Annotated in this window: 11 protein-coding genes; 5 read left to right on the top strand and 6 right to left on the bottom strand. The window is 53.5% G+C overall.

Annotated features, from left to right (window positions below; translation table 11 throughout):
* The first annotated feature begins 58 nt into the window (after nucleotides 1-58).
* The 4 genes from ligD to ku (CWE12_RS08485) are packed head-to-tail and all read left to right on the top strand — an operon-like array spanning nucleotide 59 to nucleotide 4,461.
* Nucleotides 59-2,671: a DNA ligase D gene (gene ligD / locus CWE12_RS08500; RefSeq protein ID WP_126789265.1), complete on the top strand. Its 2,613-nt coding sequence runs from the start codon at nucleotides 59-61 to the stop codon at nucleotides 2,669-2,671.
* Nucleotides 2,668-2,874 (top strand): hypothetical protein, encoded by a 207-nt coding sequence (locus tag CWE12_RS08495; RefSeq protein WP_126789264.1) that lies wholly within the window; start codon nucleotides 2,668-2,670, stop codon nucleotides 2,872-2,874. Before ligD ends, CWE12_RS08495 begins: the two co-directional genes overlap by 4 nt.
* Entirely contained in the window at nucleotides 2,874-3,650 is a 777-nt protein-coding gene (gene ku, locus CWE12_RS08490; RefSeq protein ID WP_126789263.1) for a non-homologous end joining protein Ku, read from the top strand. Before CWE12_RS08495 ends, ku (CWE12_RS08490) begins: the two co-directional genes overlap by 1 nt.
* Nucleotides 3,643-4,461, top strand: a complete 819-nt coding sequence (gene ku / locus CWE12_RS08485) for a non-homologous end joining protein Ku (protein WP_126789262.1) — start codon at nucleotides 3,643-3,645, stop codon at nucleotides 4,459-4,461. The genes ku (CWE12_RS08490) and ku (CWE12_RS08485) overlap by 8 nt, the downstream gene beginning before the upstream one ends.
* A gap of 5 nt (nucleotides 4,462-4,466) precedes the next feature.
* Here ku (CWE12_RS08485) and CWE12_RS08480 read toward each other — a convergent pair whose 3' ends face one another.
* Nucleotides 4,467-5,900, bottom strand: a complete 1,434-nt coding sequence (locus tag CWE12_RS08480; RefSeq protein WP_126789261.1) for an MBL fold metallo-hydrolase RNA specificity domain-containing protein — start codon at nucleotides 5,898-5,900, stop codon at nucleotides 4,467-4,469.
* Nucleotides 5,901-6,043: 143 nt separating this feature from the next.
* Here CWE12_RS08480 and CWE12_RS08475 point away from each other — a divergent pair, with 143 nt between their 5' ends.
* A complete protein-coding gene (locus tag CWE12_RS08475) occupies nucleotides 6,044-8,020 on the top strand; it encodes an acyltransferase family protein (RefSeq protein WP_126789260.1) in 1,977 nt (658 codons plus the stop codon).
* 154 nt (nucleotides 8,021-8,174) lie between these two features.
* On the opposite strand, the gene CWE12_RS08470 is transcribed toward CWE12_RS08475, so the two are convergent.
* The 5 genes from CWE12_RS08470 to CWE12_RS08450 all read right to left on the bottom strand — a co-directional run bounded on the left by CWE12_RS08470 (nucleotide 8,175) and on the right by CWE12_RS08450 (nucleotide 16,421).
* Entirely contained in the window at nucleotides 8,175-12,770 is a 4,596-nt protein-coding gene (locus tag CWE12_RS08470) for an RCC1 domain-containing protein (RefSeq protein ID WP_198675719.1), read from the bottom strand.
* A 193-nt stretch (nucleotides 12,771-12,963) separates the two neighbouring features.
* Complete coding sequence (locus CWE12_RS08465) at nucleotides 12,964-13,785, bottom strand: SDR family oxidoreductase (RefSeq protein WP_126789258.1); 822 nt, start codon at nucleotides 13,783-13,785, stop codon at nucleotides 12,964-12,966.
* A gap of 21 nt (nucleotides 13,786-13,806) precedes the next feature.
* Nucleotides 13,807-14,295: a transcription/translation regulatory transformer protein RfaH gene (gene rfaH / locus CWE12_RS08460; RefSeq protein WP_126789257.1), complete on the bottom strand. Its 489-nt coding sequence runs from the start codon at nucleotides 14,293-14,295 to the stop codon at nucleotides 13,807-13,809.
* A 175-nt stretch (nucleotides 14,296-14,470) separates the two neighbouring features.
* A complete protein-coding gene (locus CWE12_RS08455; RefSeq protein ID WP_126789256.1) occupies nucleotides 14,471-15,466 on the bottom strand; it encodes a capsular polysaccharide export protein, LipB/KpsS family in 996 nt (331 codons plus the stop codon).
* Nucleotides 15,467-15,569: 103 nt separating this feature from the next.
* Nucleotides 15,570-16,421, bottom strand: coding sequence for a transposase (locus CWE12_RS08450; RefSeq protein ID WP_198675718.1), 852 nt, complete (start codon nucleotides 16,419-16,421; stop codon nucleotides 15,570-15,572).
* Nucleotides 16,422-16,453 lie beyond the last annotated feature (32 nt).

Raw genomic sequence — 16,453 nt, 5'->3', positions numbered from 1 at the left:
GCTTGATCGTTGAATAGTTGTGCTAGGTTTATGACAGTGGGGCTGTTCGGAGTTTGGTATGGAACGTTTAAAAGAGTACCGCGGTAAACGCGACTTTAACCGCACGCTGGAACCTGCTGGGGCGCAAAATCACGTGCAGAGCGCTGACACACCAGCGGAACCAGGCGGGTCGTTTGTTATTCAGAAGCACGATGCGTCGCGCCTGCATTACGATCTGCGCCTGGAACTGAATGGGGTTTATAAAAGTTGGGCGGTGCCGAAAGGGCCAAGTTTAAAGCCCGGTGAAAAACGACTGGCAGTCGAAGTGGAAGACCACCCGCTTGAATATGGCACCTTCGAAGGCACCATTCCGGCTGAAGAGTATGGCGGTGGCACGGTGATGCTCTGGGACTGTGGCCACTGGACTCCATTTGAGAAGAAGGGCAAAGAGGCGGTGACTGCCGATCGCATCGACTTTGTTCTTGCCGGCGAAAAGCTGCGCGGAGCCTGGTCGTTAATTCGTACCTCGGGACGGCCTTCAAGCGGAAAAACTAAAAAGAGCAAACAGAATCAATGGCTACTTATCAAGCGCAGTGACAAAAACGGCGAGCATTCCGAGGTTCACGACCTGAGCGTCAAAACTGGTCGCAGCATGGAGCAGATCGCCAACGACGAACCAGCCCCACAACAGGACCCTGAAGAACAAAGCAGCGCCCCGGACCCAAGCAAGCTACCCGGGGCAAGCAAAAAAGCTCTGCCTAAAAAGCCTGAACCAGCCCTCGCCACGTTGCGAAAAAAAGCCCCGGACGGCCCCGACTGGATCCATGAAATCAAATTTGACGGCTACCGGATTATGGCCCACCTGGATAAGGGCAGCGTCACCCTGTTCAGCCGCAACGGCAAAAACTGGACCAGGAAATTTCCGCAATTGGCATCCAGCTTAGAATCATTTAATTGCGACCAGGCACTGTTAGACGGCGAGGTCGTCGCTTACAAAAAGGACGGTACCACTAACTTTGCTGACCTGCAGGAGGCGCTCTCGTCAGGCTCAACCCGTAATCTAAGCTATCAGCTTTTCGATATCTGCTACCTTGACGGGTACGATCTGAGTAAGACGCCTCTCACCGCCCGCAAAAGCGCTCTGCACGGACTGATGCTGGCCAGTGGAATTGATGACAGCGGTTTGATTCGCTACACCGACCATGTTCACGGTCAGGGCCCCGAATTCGCCGAGCATGCTGGCCACCTCGGCCTTGAGGGGATTATCTGCAAACGCGCCGATGGCCCCTACCGTTCGGGCCGCAATCGTGAATGGCTTAAAGTAAAATGCAGTGGCCGCGACGAATTTCTTATCTGCGGTTATACCGAGCCTAAAGGCAGCCGTAAGGGGTTTGGCGCACTTCTGCTCGGTGCCTGGCACAACAAAACGCTGCGCTACACAGGCAAAGTCGGCACGGGCTTTACCCGCAAAACACTCACCGACTTAACCGCCAAACTGGAAAAACTCAGCGTTAAAAAAAGCCCGTTTAAAGACCCACCCGGGGAAGATAAGGTGCACTGGGTGAAGCCGTCGTTGATTGCCGAAATCGAGTTTAGCAACTGGACCCGGGATGGTGTATTGCGCCACCCGGCTTTTCAGGGCTTGCGTGACGACAAGTCGGCGAAAGACGTTAAGTTACCAGCCGCCGCATTGGGTGAGGCTGAACAGCCCGCCGAACCGCAAGATAACGAGCACGCGACCAAAACCAAGACCAAAAGCAAGCCCAACTCGGCGCCAGCCAAAGCGACTAACAAGCGACCACAAATTGCCGGTGTCACCTTATCGAGCCCGGACAAAGTGCTGTATCCCGAACAAGGCATCACCAAACTCGAGCTGGCCCAGTACTATGCCGACATTGAATCCTGGATCCTGCCGCATTTGCAACACCGCCCGCTGTCGCTGGTGCGCTGCCCGGGCGGCCACACCAAACAGTGTTTTTTTCAGAAGCATCCCGGTAGTACCGTCAGCAAGAAAGTCCCGCGCATTATGATTGAAGACTCCAGCGGTGAGTCACCCTACCTGTATGTGGAGAGCCTGTCGGACATTATCGCATTGGTGCAGATTGGCGCGCTCGAATTTCATACCTGGGGCAGCACAATTGACGATATTGAACATCCGGACACCCTGGTTTTCGACCTCGACCCATCGCCGGAAGTACCGCTGTCGCAGGTATTTGAAATTGCCCGGGACTTAAGAGGCCGGCTCGAGGAGTTGGGGCTGCAAAGTTTTCCCCGCACCACCGGCGGCAAGGGGCTGCACTTAGTGGTGCCGATAGTTCCGAACTATAATTGGGATGAGATCAAAGCGTTCTGCCGCGGCGTGGCTAAAGCGCATGTGCGGGATGATGCGAAACGGGTGACAGCCACGATGTCTAAAGCAAAACGCAAAGGCCGGATATTTCTCGACTATCTGCGCAATGGTCGCGGTGCAACTGCGGTCGCCTCGTTTTCTGCCCGCGCCCGCGACGGGGCCCCGGTGGCTGTGCCGGTTCGCTGGGATGAGGTCAACAGTAGCCTGAGCCCGGATCAGTACTCAGTTAAAAACCTGCGCCGTCGCTTAATCGCCTTGCGGCAGGACCCCTGGCACGATTACGGGGACGCGCGCACTAAACTAACCGCGAAAGCGATGCGTAGCATGGAGGACAAAAAATGAGCGCCTGGTGGAGTGACGCAGGGCCCGAATCCTGTCCGTTTTGCGAAGTGTCCTACTATGCTGAATGTGGCTACTACTGCGCCGAATGTGACCGCCCGCTGTGTGCGTCCTGCATCGTGACCGATTACGCACAGCGGCGCGTGCTGTGTTCGCAATGCCAGGCTGAGGCTGATGCCAAAACAAAACCCAAAGGAGACAACTAATGGCTGCACGAGCGATGTGGAAAGCGGTTATCCGTATGGGCAATGCCGAAATACCGGTAAAACTGTATTCCGCCATTGAAGATCGGGACGTCCATTTTCGCCTGCTGCATAAAAAAGATCACGCGCCGGTCAGCCAGGCCATGGTTAACCCGGAAACCGATAAGGTGGTGGAAAAAGACAGCATTCGTCGCGGTTACTTTTCCGATGAAGGCGACCTGGTGATGTTCACCCCAGATGAGCTGGATAACGCCGAACCAGACGAGTCGCGTGATATTACTATGCAATGCTTTTTGCCGGTCGATGCTATCGACCACCGTTACTATCGACGCCCCTATTACCTTGGCCCGGATGAGTCAGACAAAGAGTACGCAGCACTGATAAAGGCGCTGGAGACATCCGGCAAGGAAGGCTTTGCACGCTGGGTGATGCGCAAAAAAGAGTACCAGGGCGCGTTGCGTGTGCACAACAAACGCCTGATGCTGATTGCGCTGCGCTACAGTGACGAAGTGGTGGCGCTGGAAAGCCTCGACGCCCCCAGTGGTTCTGAGCTGGATAAGCGCGAACTGGAAATGGCCCACCAACTGGTGGAGATGTTAGCCGAGGACTTTGATCCGGACGCCTACCATGACAACTACCGCGAACAGGTGTTACAGCTGATAGACACCAAGGCGTCAGGCGGAAAAGTGAAAGCGATCCGCGCGCCGCGCAAAGCACCATCCAAAGATCTTGCAAAAGCACTCGAAGCCAGTTTAAAAAAGGAGCGCAAACGTGCCTGATACCCGCCCATTCTGGTCCGGCACCATCGCCTTTGGTTTGGTGAGCCTGCCTGTGAGTATGTTTACTGCCAACCGCAGCAGTCAAATTCGGTTACGGATGTTGGACCAAGACGGCACCCCGCTGGCCCGTCGCTACTTTTGCAGCAAAGAAAACAAAATTCTAACCCGCGACGATCTGGTGCGCGGCTATGAAATTGAAAAAGACAAATACATTGAGGTTAGCGAGGACGAGCTCGACGCGCTGGAACCGGAAAAATCACGCGAAATCGATCTGCGCCGGTTTGTGCCACTGGACACCCTGGACCCGATGTTTTTTGAGCGCGCCTATTTTCTTATCCCGGATGAAGGCGCGATTAAGGCTTATCGTCTGCTGGCCCATACCATGCAGGAAACCGAGCGCGCTGGGGTGGCTACGGTGGTGATGCGAGGCAAAGAGTATCTGGTCGCTATTCTTGCTGAAGACGGGATCTTACGTGCGGAAACCATGCGTTTTTCGGATGAGCTGCGCTCCCCCTCCGACATGGGAATAGCCGAGCCTGAGAAAGTTGATAGTAAACTGGTTAAATCGCTCACCAGCCAGATTAAAAAACTCAGTGAGAAAGACATCAGCCGCAAAGAGCTTGCCGACACCGCCAGCAAACGCATGATGGCGCTGATTAAACGCAAGTTGAAGTCAGGCAAGGATGTTATTCAGGATGCCGATGATCAGTCTGAGCACCAGTCCGAGGAAGAACACAATGTGATCGACTTAATGGACGTACTGAAAAAGCGGCTGCAAAGCGAAGGCAAAGGCAAAGGCGACAAAAACTAGGTCGTTTAGCTGATCTCGATATTAAATTTTTCCTGTAGCGCTGTGGCCAGAGTGTGTTTGGCATCGTCCTCGCCATGTACCAGCCGAACCTCGCCAACGCCACCCTGCCCGACAGCGGCGCCAACAAAGTCGAGCAATTCGTTTTGATCAGCGTGCGCTGAATAGCCGCCCAGGGTGTGAATTTGAGCTTTAATATCGATTCGCTCGCCTTCCAGCACGACATAGCCACCGCGCGGGCCGTATTTTTGAATATCCGCGCCGGGTGTGCCACGCGCCTGATAGCCGACAAACAGCACATCGGTGCGCGGATCAGACAGCAACGCTTTGAGGTAATTAACAATTCGCCCACCAGCGCACATGCCGCTGGCAGCAATAACAATGCATGGCGCGGCACTTGAGCGCAGGTAACCGACCAGGTTGGCATGCTGATCGTGGCTGTCGATGGTGTGCAGCCGTTCGAAATCTAGTGGGTGGCGGTCGCTGGCCAGTCGCTGTTTAGCGTCGTTGTCCCACAGCTCGCGCATTCTCTGGTATTGCTCGGTGAATTTAGCCGCCATGGGCGAGTCGAGAATGACCTGAATGTCCTGCCATGCGGGATTATTGGCACCCTGTCGATGGATAATATCTTCCAGTTCGTACAGCAGCTCCTGAGTGCGGCCAATACTAAACGCCGGAATTAACACCGCGCCACGGTTCTCAACGCAATGCTCGATCACCGCCTGAAGTCGCTGTTGCCGCTCGGCGCGAGCCTCATGGTTGCGGTTGCCGTAAGTGCTTTCCAGCACCAGCAGATCCGCTCGTTCCAGTGGCGTAGGGTCAGGCAACAAGGGCGTGTTTTTGCACCCTAAGTCGCCGGAAAAGACCACGCGTCTGCCATCACTCAGCTCTATTTCGATATAACTCGAACCCAGGATATGCCCCGCCTGACGAAAGCGCAGCTGGACCTTGTCCTGCTCAACGTCAATGGTTTCCCAGCGGTCGTATGCCACCGGCCGCAGTTGAATGGCAATGCGGTTTTTCACCGCGCCAATTAATTGACCATTGCGCGTCATGCCCACGCGGAGCGCGTCTTCAATGACCAAAGGCAATAAATGCGCGGTGGCTTCAGTGCAGTAAATTGGCCCGCGGTAACCCGCAATCAACAGCCATGGCAAGCGGCCAACATGATCAATATGACAATGGGTCAGCAACAAAGCCTTTATATGGGTAATCGGAAACTGGATGCTCTGGTCATCGGCAATGCCGTTGGAGCGAGCTCTATCGCGACCAGTCCTGTCAGTGGGGCTCTTACTGATGGGGATGCCGTCTCCGGGCCTGTCGGCGCCCTGAAACAGGCCACAATCAACCAGCAGACTACAATTGTCGTTAACCTTAAACTCGTGACAGGAGCCCGTCACGCCATTAAAGGCACCATGATGTAAAAGCTGGTTACTGAGCATGCAATCTCTCCCTGACAGAACTTTCAGTGTAGCCCAATTATTTATTTCGCCGCGATTTCACCGGGCTAAACTTTAAAGTCTCCAGAGATGGATTTGCAACCTTGTTGTTGTAGAATACAGCCCATCTGGACGAGAGGACTAGTATGAAAGTTATAGAAAACGTAAACCAATATCGGAACGATATTCAGGGCATTAGGGCAATAGGTGCCTTACTTATATTAACTTTTCATATTTGGTTCAATAAAGTGTCTGGCGGTGTCGATGTTTTTTTTGTCGTATCAGGTTTCCTGATGACGGGAGTGCTGCTTCGTGCGCATGAAAAACACGCCGCTGTGCGACCTGTTGCATTTTGGAGCCATGTTCTTAAGCGAATAGCACCCACTGCATTTCTCGTACTGTTTACCACAGCAATCGCCAGTTACTTTCTGTTACCAGCCCCCCTGCTTAGAGAGTTTGGTAATGAACTTTTAGCCAGCGCCGTTTTCACTCAGAACCTGCACTTGATGGATTCGTCTGTCGATTATCTGGCTTCAGCCTTGCCGCCTAGCCCCGTTCAGCAGTTCTGGGCACTATCGGTGCAGATCCAGCTTCTCTTCTTATTGCCACTAGTGCTTGCTCCATTGCTATGGTTTTGCTCTAAACTGATTTCTCCCAACCATCGTAATACAGTCTTAATTGTTGCGCTTTCCATTCTTGGAATCTCGTCGTTCAGCTACGCTATTTATCAGGTAAACATCGACCCGGCGCCAGCCTATTTTAATAGCATTGCCCGGGCCTGGCAGTTTTTGGTGGGTGGGCTTCTTTATCTGACAGCGCCGCTACTGTCCCGGTATCTGAATACAGTCAAGCAAACTAGCTTAGCCGCCGTTGGACTGATATTACTGGCTGCAAGTGCCGTCGCTTTGCCTGCTGGGGCGTCATTTCCAGGCTTTCCAGCCCTGCTCCCGGTGAGTGCCGCTTTATGTCTGTTGTTAGCCGGTTACCGGGGAACCAATGCCGTGAGTCGACTGCTTGGGTCGTCACTGTTATTGGCTATCGGGGCGATGTCATTCACGCTTTACCTATGGCACTGGCCTATCCTGATATTTTATCAGCACTTCACCAATAGCACCGATGTGAGTCTTGTTGGGGGCATTGCCATTATCGTTCTCGCCCTGGTCTTATCATGGCTTACATTTCGCTTTTTCGAGTCTCCGTTACGCCTGCTTCCTATCCCGACTAAGCGTAAATCGTTCGGTCTCGTTATTCTCTGCTTAATTCCTGTCATTGCTGTTACGGCATTACTTCGGATTCATGTCTTGTCTACCCATGAGCGATACATCCAGCAGCTCGAACAAGCGCCGTATGCCCTGATTGAAAAGGAACTGCAACTTAGCGACCTGACAGCGCAACGGGTCGACCCGAATGAACTGGCCATCGCGATGCACTATTTGCCATCGGGATACAGCAAGGGCTGCAACCAGCACCCGAGAAATCCGGAAGTACTTAAGTGCATTAGCGGGGACACCCAGTCGTCGGTGGTGGTCGCTTTAGTAGGAAATTCGCATGCGGCTCAGTGGGAACCCGCCATCACCGCGATAGCTGAGCAATACGGGTTTCAGCTTGTGACCATGACTAAAAGTAATTGTTCTTTCGGCTCATTGGAAGATGCTGATGAGTCCTGTTATCAATGGAATGACGAGTTACTGGAAATTTTGCACCAATTGGATCCGCAACTGGTTATTACCAATTCGACGCGTTCTGTAGAAGGTGGAGAGTTCATTCCGCAAAGTTATGTGGAACAGTGGCAGCGATTGCAAACTATGGGCATTGCCGTTGCTGGTATTCGCGATAATCCCAGGTTCAACTTCGATCCGCCGCTGTGCTTAAGCCACCATGAGGAGGCCTCGTTAAACTGCTCGACACCCCGTGATGAGCAGTACCCTAACCCCGACCTGTTATCGGAGTACGAAGACCTCATCTATAACGTTGACCTGACTTCCTATCTTTGCACGGATGAGATATGTCCAACCAGCTCTGATGGAAAGCTAATCTACCGGGACGACAACCACCTGCATGTGCCCTACGTACTAGCCCTCAGAGCAAAATTAGCCGACGCCCTCCTCCCCAAAATTCAATGATCAAGCGCGGGGCTTGATCATTGAATCCACCCCTTTTCAACATTCAGGCGCGGGGCTTGATCATTGAATCCACCCCTTTTCAACATTCAGGCGCGGGGCTTGATCGTTGAATCCACCCCTTTTCAACATTCGAGCCCCGCGCTCGATCGTTGAATTAGCGGCGGTGGCGTCCGCGTTGGGCGTCGACGCTCGCTGGGATGCGGTAGCCTTGCTTCATTCCGGTGTAGCCGATACCGAAGCGGAACATCGGCTCGACGCCTTCAAGCGGTGTCTGAAAGGCAAAGGTCAAGCCGAAACCGCCGCCAAGGCTGAAGTGAGAATTCAATTCCAAAAACGCGTAACTATTGAAGGTATTGCCACCTGACAGGCGTTCCCAGGGCCCACCCGGCTCCATCTGAACTTCGGCCCGGCTTGCATCGCTCCAGGAATTTATCTCAGCGGCGTAGTTAACCGTCACCGAAGACACTATTGAATCGTTCCAGGCGCTGTACCAGAAGCCAACACCCGCGGTTGCCACCAGCGCGTCCAGTTCCAGTTCCACCGGTCGGCCGATGCTGTCCCGCGTTATGCGCATGCGGTGACTGCGCGTACCCGCGCTAAACTGGGTACTGAAATTAAGTCGGTTAAAGTATCTCTGAATCTGCAGCTCGAAGTCGCCGTCCGGGCTCACGTAATCAACAGCCCGCACACTATCAATAGCACGCAAATCGCCGTACCCAATGTCACGCCCCCGCACCCATGGGATCTTGAAACCGTCTTCAGGCTGCCCGCCGCTGCGCGTTTGCAGCAAATTAAAACGCCATCCCTCGTGAAACGGACTGCGATAGGCCGGCGCCACGTACTGATGCTCGACCAACCCATCCTGCGTCACATGAAACCTGTCCTCAATCAGCTGGTAATCCGGATCAAACGTCTCATCACGCTGTAAATGCCCAATCTGCACCAGGTACTCACCCACTTCAAAATCCTGGTTCACCGCATTGCTTTCGGTGGTGAGCTCTAGCTGACCATTGCGATAAATTTTGAACCGCCCGTCGCGCCCTTCCGTGCTAAGGCTCATACCGCCGTACTCACGCTCCTGCAAGCGGAAATCAAGAAACACGAAAGCCGCGCCCTTAGGCACTTCCAATAGTTGCTGCTGACTACGGTGAGTATTCAGTTCGGCGGAAACTTTATACGTGCGGCCACTTTCCACTTCGAGTACCCGTGGCGCCGCCTGGGATCTACCATCAAGGATAATGTTGGCGTCATCCGGATTTTTGTAAATGTACAACGTGGCGCTTGAGCTACGTTCAAGTGCACTGCGGGCAAACCGCGCATTGTGCATTAATTCAAGCTGCGGATGCACCCACAGCACCGTATCCTCGTCGCGACCATAGCCCAGGATATGGACGTCAAACGCCTCGCCCAGGGCATCACTGCTGATCGTCTTTGTGACACCCGAGGCATCGGTGACCACTTCCTCACCGTTGATCAGTATCGCCGCGCCTGGCTGAGGACGATGACTGGCATCGTCGATCACCACAAAGCGGTAGCCATCGCCGCTCGCCTGCAATAAAGGAAGAACGCGCATCGCCCGTACGCTAGTCTCAACCTGCGCCTGGAAATAGTTGCTAAAGGTTGCGGACTGCCCGTCGGCGGTGGTGAATGTTTCCGCCCCCACGCTATCGCGCGCTACCACAGCCAGACCTTCAAGCGCACGGCGCAGACGCCGCAACGGCTCATCCGCGGCCGTGCGTTCTAACTGCAACACCTTATCCAGCGCCGGCGCAATGCGGTGCGCCCGCTCTATAGAACGGCGCAGGTCACGGTCGGTCATACTCATCCGCGCATACCAGCCATCGCCATGTTGCTCGGCAGTATCGATGCGTACATTTTCTAACTGCACATTGCTCCACGAGAAGACCGCACGGGTGAACGATGCGCTTAAACCTTCATCTCCCTCGCGAACACGCTGCTCAGATTCACTGCGCACGCTCACAAGGACCTGCTCGGCCAGCCGGTAACGCGCATTCTGAATGGCTTCTTCCTGGTCCATGCCGACGCCATGGCCATAGTTAAAACCCTGCTCCTCAGCGAAGCGTTCCATCTGCGTGCGCATATATTGCTCGGCTTCAAATGTATCGCTGGGCCCGGATGCGCAGGCACTGAGGGTGACCACAGCCGCCGCGGCTAGCAAAGCCCGGCGCAGTTTAGGTACCGCGACCGCGACGCTGGCTATCAGCGCAACGGCCAACAGCCAGGGCATATGCAGCGCCAGCCAGGCAAACCCAATCAGTGGCAGTAGTAACAGCCGGATCAGCGCGGCCAGCCAGCCGTGCTGACGAACCTGATCAGCAACCGGCGGCGAGAATTTGTAGTAACCGGCAATAAAGGCATCGCCTACCCGATTGCCACGCAAAACATGGTCGCGAAACTCGCGTAGCACGCTGACTTTCGGGTCAAGTAGAGAGCCAAAGGCGGCGGTGGCAATGAAGCAGGCATCCACTTCCCCCTCCTCAAAGCTGTCACCACCACGAATGTCGTAGCCTGCATTGCAGCCTTTTGTGGTTAAGTCACTGAAGTCTTTGGTTAGTGAAAAGCCTTCTAATTGTGCAGTCACGCGGAGGTCGAAACTGCTCTCACACTCCAGCTGACTGATCAGTAGCGCCTGACTGCTTTGATCGTAACTGACCTCAACCGGTTGCCCATCGCTACTGCCCTGATAGTAAGCTTCGGCACTGAAATCCGGAGTCACATCAAGAAATTTGTCGATGTCGACATAAGCGGCAACCTGGCTGCCGCCTACTTCAGGCTCGCTTAACCAGGCGCTGTCACAGCCAAGCGTTGCCACCTCGCTCACCCCGGAATAGGCAACGTTGCCGCCAGTGCGGTTGCGCACGGCTACCCGGGCTTGATACTTGTTGCCACAACTTAAATCGACCAGAGTGTGACTGAATTCATAAGGAACATCGTTCACCCAGTCCACCCGACCCTCGGCCTGAGTCCAGTCTGTAGCACCGCCGTCAGTATCGGCCTGGCGCGTTTCCAGCCAGGCATCTGACGAGCTGTCGATACGATAAATGGTTGCTTCCAGGTTCATTCCATTGAAATAGGTTAGGTACACTGCTGGTCTGCTGGTTAGCGACAACTCCCCGGCCGGAAGTGATAACTCAGACACCTGAACCACTGCGGCAGCATGATCACTGCTTGCTTGCCAGTGCCAACGCAACTCTCGCTGAGCCTTTTCTACAAGCTCAATCTCAACCCGCTGGGTTGCGCTGCTTAGCTGCTGCGAGTCCCATAATATTTCGTCATTGCCATACAGGGTAAGGGTTCCCGCCGCCTCATCCTCTGTCACGGTAAACCCGAGTATGCCACCGGCGTTGAAGGTTCCGCTCACACTAAAGCTGGCTTGCCCGCCAGCTTCCAGAGCCGGCACCGCCAGATCATCCCTGCGATGTCGCCATGTGGGCGTGGATGACCCGGAGTCCTGTCCACTTTGCAACCCGTGGAAATGCACGTAGTACGGCAGATCTCTGTCTGTCAGCGCGGTCCGCGAAAAACCATCAGAAAATATACTTTCGCCGCGCAACGCAACCGGCAGCGTATGCATAGATCGATCTGATTGCGCCAGCATGTTGTAGTTCAGATGGTTCGAACCCCAGCCAAACACCCGCTGGTCATCCACAACTGCATAGGCACTGCGATAACCCAGCTGCAACTCAATGGGGGTGACGTTCTCAAAGCGCATTTGCACAGCATCGCGGGTGCTGACGGTGTTGCCACTGGCGAGTTGACCGTCGCTGTTGTTACCGAGCGCCCAAACCGTGCTGTCGTCCCGCGCCATAAACAAAACGCCGTCATCCACATCATCGGTTCCGCGGGCATGGATTGATGTGATGTTATTCAATTCCGGATGCGTCAGCATCGCGGGTGCGCCGCTGCCCGATCGCCCCAGCCCGCTGATATCATTGCCCCACGACCATACAATGCCGTTTTCATCCAGTGCATAACTGGTACTGTAGGCCGCTGCCACCTGTATGAAACGACGGTCGGTCGGAAGGTCCACCCGCACTGGCTCGGCTTGTGGGTTGGCGGCCGCGGCATTGCCGAGCTCGCCATCGCTATTACTACCCCAGGCCCAGGCAACGCCATTGTCGTCCAACGCCAACCCGTGGCGGTAGCCAGCAGCAATATAGGTAATGCTGGCGGCTTCAGGCGGAAACTGAATCGCGCCCCAGGCATCTGCGGCATTGGCGCGCTGGTTGTTCGCATTGTAGCCGGATGCCCTGACTGTCCCTGTGTCAGTCAGTAGTAGGCCAAAGTCGTGCCCCGCTGCGATTGCGACGGCCTTTTCGCTATCGGGAAGAATGGCTTCAACAGGATAGTTGCGGGTCGACAGAGTGCCGTCGCCAAGCTGGCCGTAGTAGTTGTTGCCCCATCCTAGTACGCTACCATCGTTAAGCAACGCATAGCTGTGTTCGCTGCCCGCGCTGACATAGGTGGCGCCTGATGGCCCAATAATAGGTTTGAGGTCGCTGACGCTGTCAGAGCCCTGTCCGTGTCGGCCACCCCGGCCAATCGACCAGATGCTGCCGTCGTCGCGCACTACCAGGGTAAAATGTTCACCCCCGGCGACTTTGGCCATGTTATTGGACATCGGTGTTGCATCGTTTTCAGCGCCCGACGCTGCAACAACAGACAAAGAGGAACCACTCAGACACGCAAACAGCGCAACCCGAGCAAAGCGTGACAGCAGCTTGCTCATAATTATTCTACCCCAGCGCCACGACCTGATAACCGCGCGCAACATCCTGATATGTGTGTTTATTCTTATATTACCGCTATTCTAAGCAACTCCCACCAAAAGACAACGAATTCAACATTCAAGCGCGGGGCTTGATCATTGAATTCGTCAGCCCATTCAACATTCGAGCGCGGGGCTTGAACGTTGAATTGTTTTATTTGCTTAGGGAGGATTTAAGCTGTGCCTGCCATGACGGGACAAACAGGCAAAAGTTATCTTCAGCTTTTTGTACGCTGACGGAGGTGCCGAGGCTAACTACTTTTGAGCTCGGCTCTTGCTGCAATAATTGCGGATTATTATATTGCATGCTCACTTCGCGGAAAAAACGCTGCCAGTCGGCACTGCCTTTACTACACAGGTTATACACGCCGGGCACCACTTTAAGCACGCGGCGATCAATCCGCTTCAAGGTACGTACCACGGTACTCGCCACGTAGCGCACCGAGGTCGGAGCGCCAACGACTATAGGGTCGGGTTTTGTCTGAGCGTGCTTTGTAGCGTCGCAATACAATGAACAAAGCCTGAAAATCAGATAGTTAGAACAGTTACTTACAATCGACTGTTCCCCCTGCAACTTTGTTTGGGCATAAATACCTAACGGATTTGTCTGGTCGTCCTCGTGGCAATAGCGTTCGCGCTGATTTGGCTTCCCATATACATCCACGCACGAAAAATGGACCAGGCTTGCATTGGGGCGACCGCGCACATATCGGGCAAGCACACGTGGAAGTTCACTATTCAACCGCATTGCAAGTTGCGGATTTTCTTCGTTTTTCTTCGTCCCGGTGAGACCCGCAGCATTCAGTATCAAGTCGGGTTGCTGCTGTTCCAGGTAGGTTTCTACACTTTCAAGATCAGTGAGGTCGAGTTCGCGGCGGTTCGGTGACAATACTTCCCGAACAGACTCAAGTTCACGCAGCAATGCATGTCCCAATTGGCCTGACGCACCCAATAGTAGTGTCTTTTCGATTGTCATCTAAGCGTCCCGCTTACTGTGTTAGCGCTTTTTAAGTGCAGCTTCTTTTAGTTCTAGTTGCTGCTGTTTACCCATCATTTCCAGTAGAACCAGGCAACGGTCGTCGCCCTTACTTATTTTATAAACCGCTGGCAACCCAGCAAACGGGCCCTCCGCGATTTCAACTTCGGCACCGGCTTCAAACTGCGCCTGAGGATCTGTCTGTTGACCCTCCAACGCCTGAAACTGCTCAATTACCGACGGCGGAATTTTACTTGGTATACCGCCAAACCGAACAAAGCCGTTGACCCCGCGGGTACTGCGGATGGAATTGAAATTGGCATTTTCCATGTCTATTTGAATAAACAGATAACTTGGAAACAGCGCTTCTTCAACCACCTGACGCTTTCCGCGCAAGGTTTTCTGCAGACGAATGGTAGGAAGGCAGGTGGTATAGCCTTGATTTTCTATGTGCATTTTCGCTCGCGCTTCCTGCCGCGCCTTACAATGCAAAAGATACCAGTCCGTCATATAGCTCCCTTTAAAACCGACATACCCGCACTAATCGTGTATGAGAATCATTCTACATCTGATGAATACCATATACCAATTCAACGTTCCGGCGCGGGGCTTGAATGTTGAATTGACCTATCTGCAATACCTGAATTCAATGTTCAAGCCCCGCGCTTGAACATTGAATCTGCGCTTAGCGCATCAGCCACCGTAACCAGCGTGGTGCGGCTGCACGTTGCTTTGCCTTTTTCTGAGCCTCAGCCAACGCGTCAGGACGCGTTTTCTCCAATAGAGTTAGCGCCTCTTCGACGGTCAGCCGTTTATGGTCATAGGGGCTCACGTATCTTGAATATTCCACCAGGTACGCATATGCCAACTGAGCAACTCCCGCTTCCAGTGGACTTCGTCGAGCTGGCGCCGGCAATCGGTCATCAGTCAGGCCCCAGCCTGCGTAAAAGGGCATACCACTCACATGAACCCGTTTCCCCCACAGCAGGGCCTCAAAACCAACCGGCGAGCTATGAGCCAAAACTGCGGCGGCTTCTGAAATCGCATCCGCAGCATAATCTTCAGCCTGCACGATAACGATTTCATGTTCGGGATAGGCTTGTCTCGCTTGCTCACACAGGCCCACCGTTGCTTGTGCACTTGCACGAAAATCTGTGCCTTTGTTTACGGGTTCAGCGAGTACTGCAACAAATTTCTGGCTGGGTAAATGAGGTCCGGTAGTATGATTGCAACGCGAGGCACGAATGCTTTTCCATTGGCGAATTATCTGCTCGGTGCGTTCTAACTGTGCCGCGTTTAAAGGGGTTTTAATCAGCCCTTCGAGGTGAGTTTCACGACTTGAGTCGTGAGCAAAACCCAGGTGATCAAAGTTCATCGATAACGACTCATGAGCTTTATGGCGAAAGCTTTTTAATGGTCCGAAATCGGTGTATAGCAGCGGCAACTCAAGCGCAGTACTTGCCGATAAAGCCTTGCGGGCGGCCTTTCCTCCGCCGTGAATAATGACCGCACATGAATGGTGAAGCATTAAAGGCGAATGAGTGACTTTGCAGCCAAGCAGTTCGTCGAGTGTTTTAATCTCGGATATGGACGTCGTGACACACAAAACCCGGTGATCGGGGCCTGCCTTGTCGCGGATGATGTCGTGGATGTGGCCTACTGGCTCAGTTTTTTTCAGCATCCGGGCATCATAGCAAAACTCTACCTGCCGCCGCCATATTCAACATTCAAGCGCGGGGCTTGAATGTTGAATTGATTTCATTCGCCGGCACCCAATTCAATGATCAAGCCCCGCGCTCGCCCGTATTGAATTTACGTAACACGACGCATACGGTGGACGGATGCACACCCAGGTACCTCGCAATGGAGGCCTGACTATGCCCCGCCTCCATGTGAGCTGCTGCGATGAATTGGTTTCTATCAGGGTAGGAATTTTTGAGATCCCTCAATGTAATTTGAGGTGCCCGCGCTAATGCTTTGGGCAAACTTTTTGGGATTTTTTTAGGTAGATGAGTACGTACAAACTCATCACTCCCAAGAAAAGCCCCATGCTTTATTCGATGCCACAGATTTTCATAATCTCGTTCATTAATAAAGCGCACGAACTCCTGTTTACCATCCAGCCCGTTTTTAGCCCCCTGTTTTTCAAAGGCATTTAACAAATAATCCCTTGCGAACCATTCAGCTACTGGCTCAAACCCCATTGTCATACGATAGCTGCAGAACTCGTACCACCGGGGGTGCCCAATCATCATCGCACGCACTGGGTTCTGCATAATGTAGCGAACGACTGTCAGATAATATATTTGTTCTTCAATTAGTTGAGAGTCGAACCGCCCCTGAAAGACATGCCCGACCCGTTCATATTTCTTGTTTACAAAGCAGGCAAAAGCGGATTCAAATTGCATCACCGCATAGGATAAGTTGGCTTCAGGGGTTTCCAACAGCACATGATAATGGTTAGACATCAGGCAGTATGCATGGACTTTGACATTGCTGCGAACGCAGGCGCGAGCCAGATACTTGATGAAGAATTGCATATCCCCCCGACTTCTATAAAGCACTTCCTTATTGTTGCCACGATTAGTCACATGATAAAAACCGCCCTTCCGGGGCGCACGATACTTTCGACTCATAGGCCTGAACCCGATAACCATTGTTAAGTTAT

Source organism: Aliidiomarina sedimenti (assembly GCF_003986955.1).
GTDB lineage: Bacteria > Pseudomonadota > Gammaproteobacteria > Enterobacterales > Alteromonadaceae > Aliidiomarina > Aliidiomarina sedimenti.
The sequence above is the reverse complement of the archived record's forward strand: the minus strand, read 5'-3'. Positions and strand labels throughout refer to the sequence as shown.

What these genes read in the sequence shown, in the direction of transcription:
- ligD (WP_126789265.1), top strand. Translation starts at nt 59, where the DNA reads ATGGAACGTTTAAAAGAGTACCGCGGTAAACGCGACTTTAACCGCACG.
- CWE12_RS08495 (WP_126789264.1), top strand. Translation starts at nt 2,668, where the DNA reads ATGAGCGCCTGGTGGAGTGACGCAGGGCCCGAATCCTGTCCGTTTTGC.
- ku (WP_126789263.1), top strand. Translation starts at nt 2,874, where the DNA reads ATGGCTGCACGAGCGATGTGGAAAGCGGTTATCCGTATGGGCAATGCC.
- CWE12_RS08480 (WP_126789261.1), bottom strand. Translation starts at nt 5,900, where the DNA reads ATGCTCAGTAACCAGCTTTTACATCATGGTGCCTTTAATGGCGTGACG.
- CWE12_RS08475 (WP_126789260.1), top strand. Translation starts at nt 6,044, where the DNA reads ATGAAAGTTATAGAAAACGTAAACCAATATCGGAACGATATTCAGGGC.
- CWE12_RS08470 (WP_198675719.1), bottom strand. Translation starts at nt 12,770, where the DNA reads ATGAGCAAGCTGCTGTCACGCTTTGCTCGGGTTGCGCTGTTTGCGTGT.
- CWE12_RS08465 (WP_126789258.1), bottom strand. Translation starts at nt 13,785, where the DNA reads ATGACAATCGAAAAGACACTACTATTGGGTGCGTCAGGCCAATTGGGA.
- rfaH (WP_126789257.1), bottom strand. Translation starts at nt 14,295, where the DNA reads ATGACGGACTGGTATCTTTTGCATTGTAAGGCGCGGCAGGAAGCGCGA.
- CWE12_RS08455 (WP_126789256.1), bottom strand. Translation starts at nt 15,466, where the DNA reads ATGCTGAAAAAAACTGAGCCAGTAGGCCACATCCACGACATCATCCGC.
- CWE12_RS08450 (WP_198675718.1), bottom strand. Translation starts at nt 16,421, where the DNA reads ATGAGTCGAAAGTATCGTGCGCCCCGGAAGGGCGGTTTTTATCATGTG.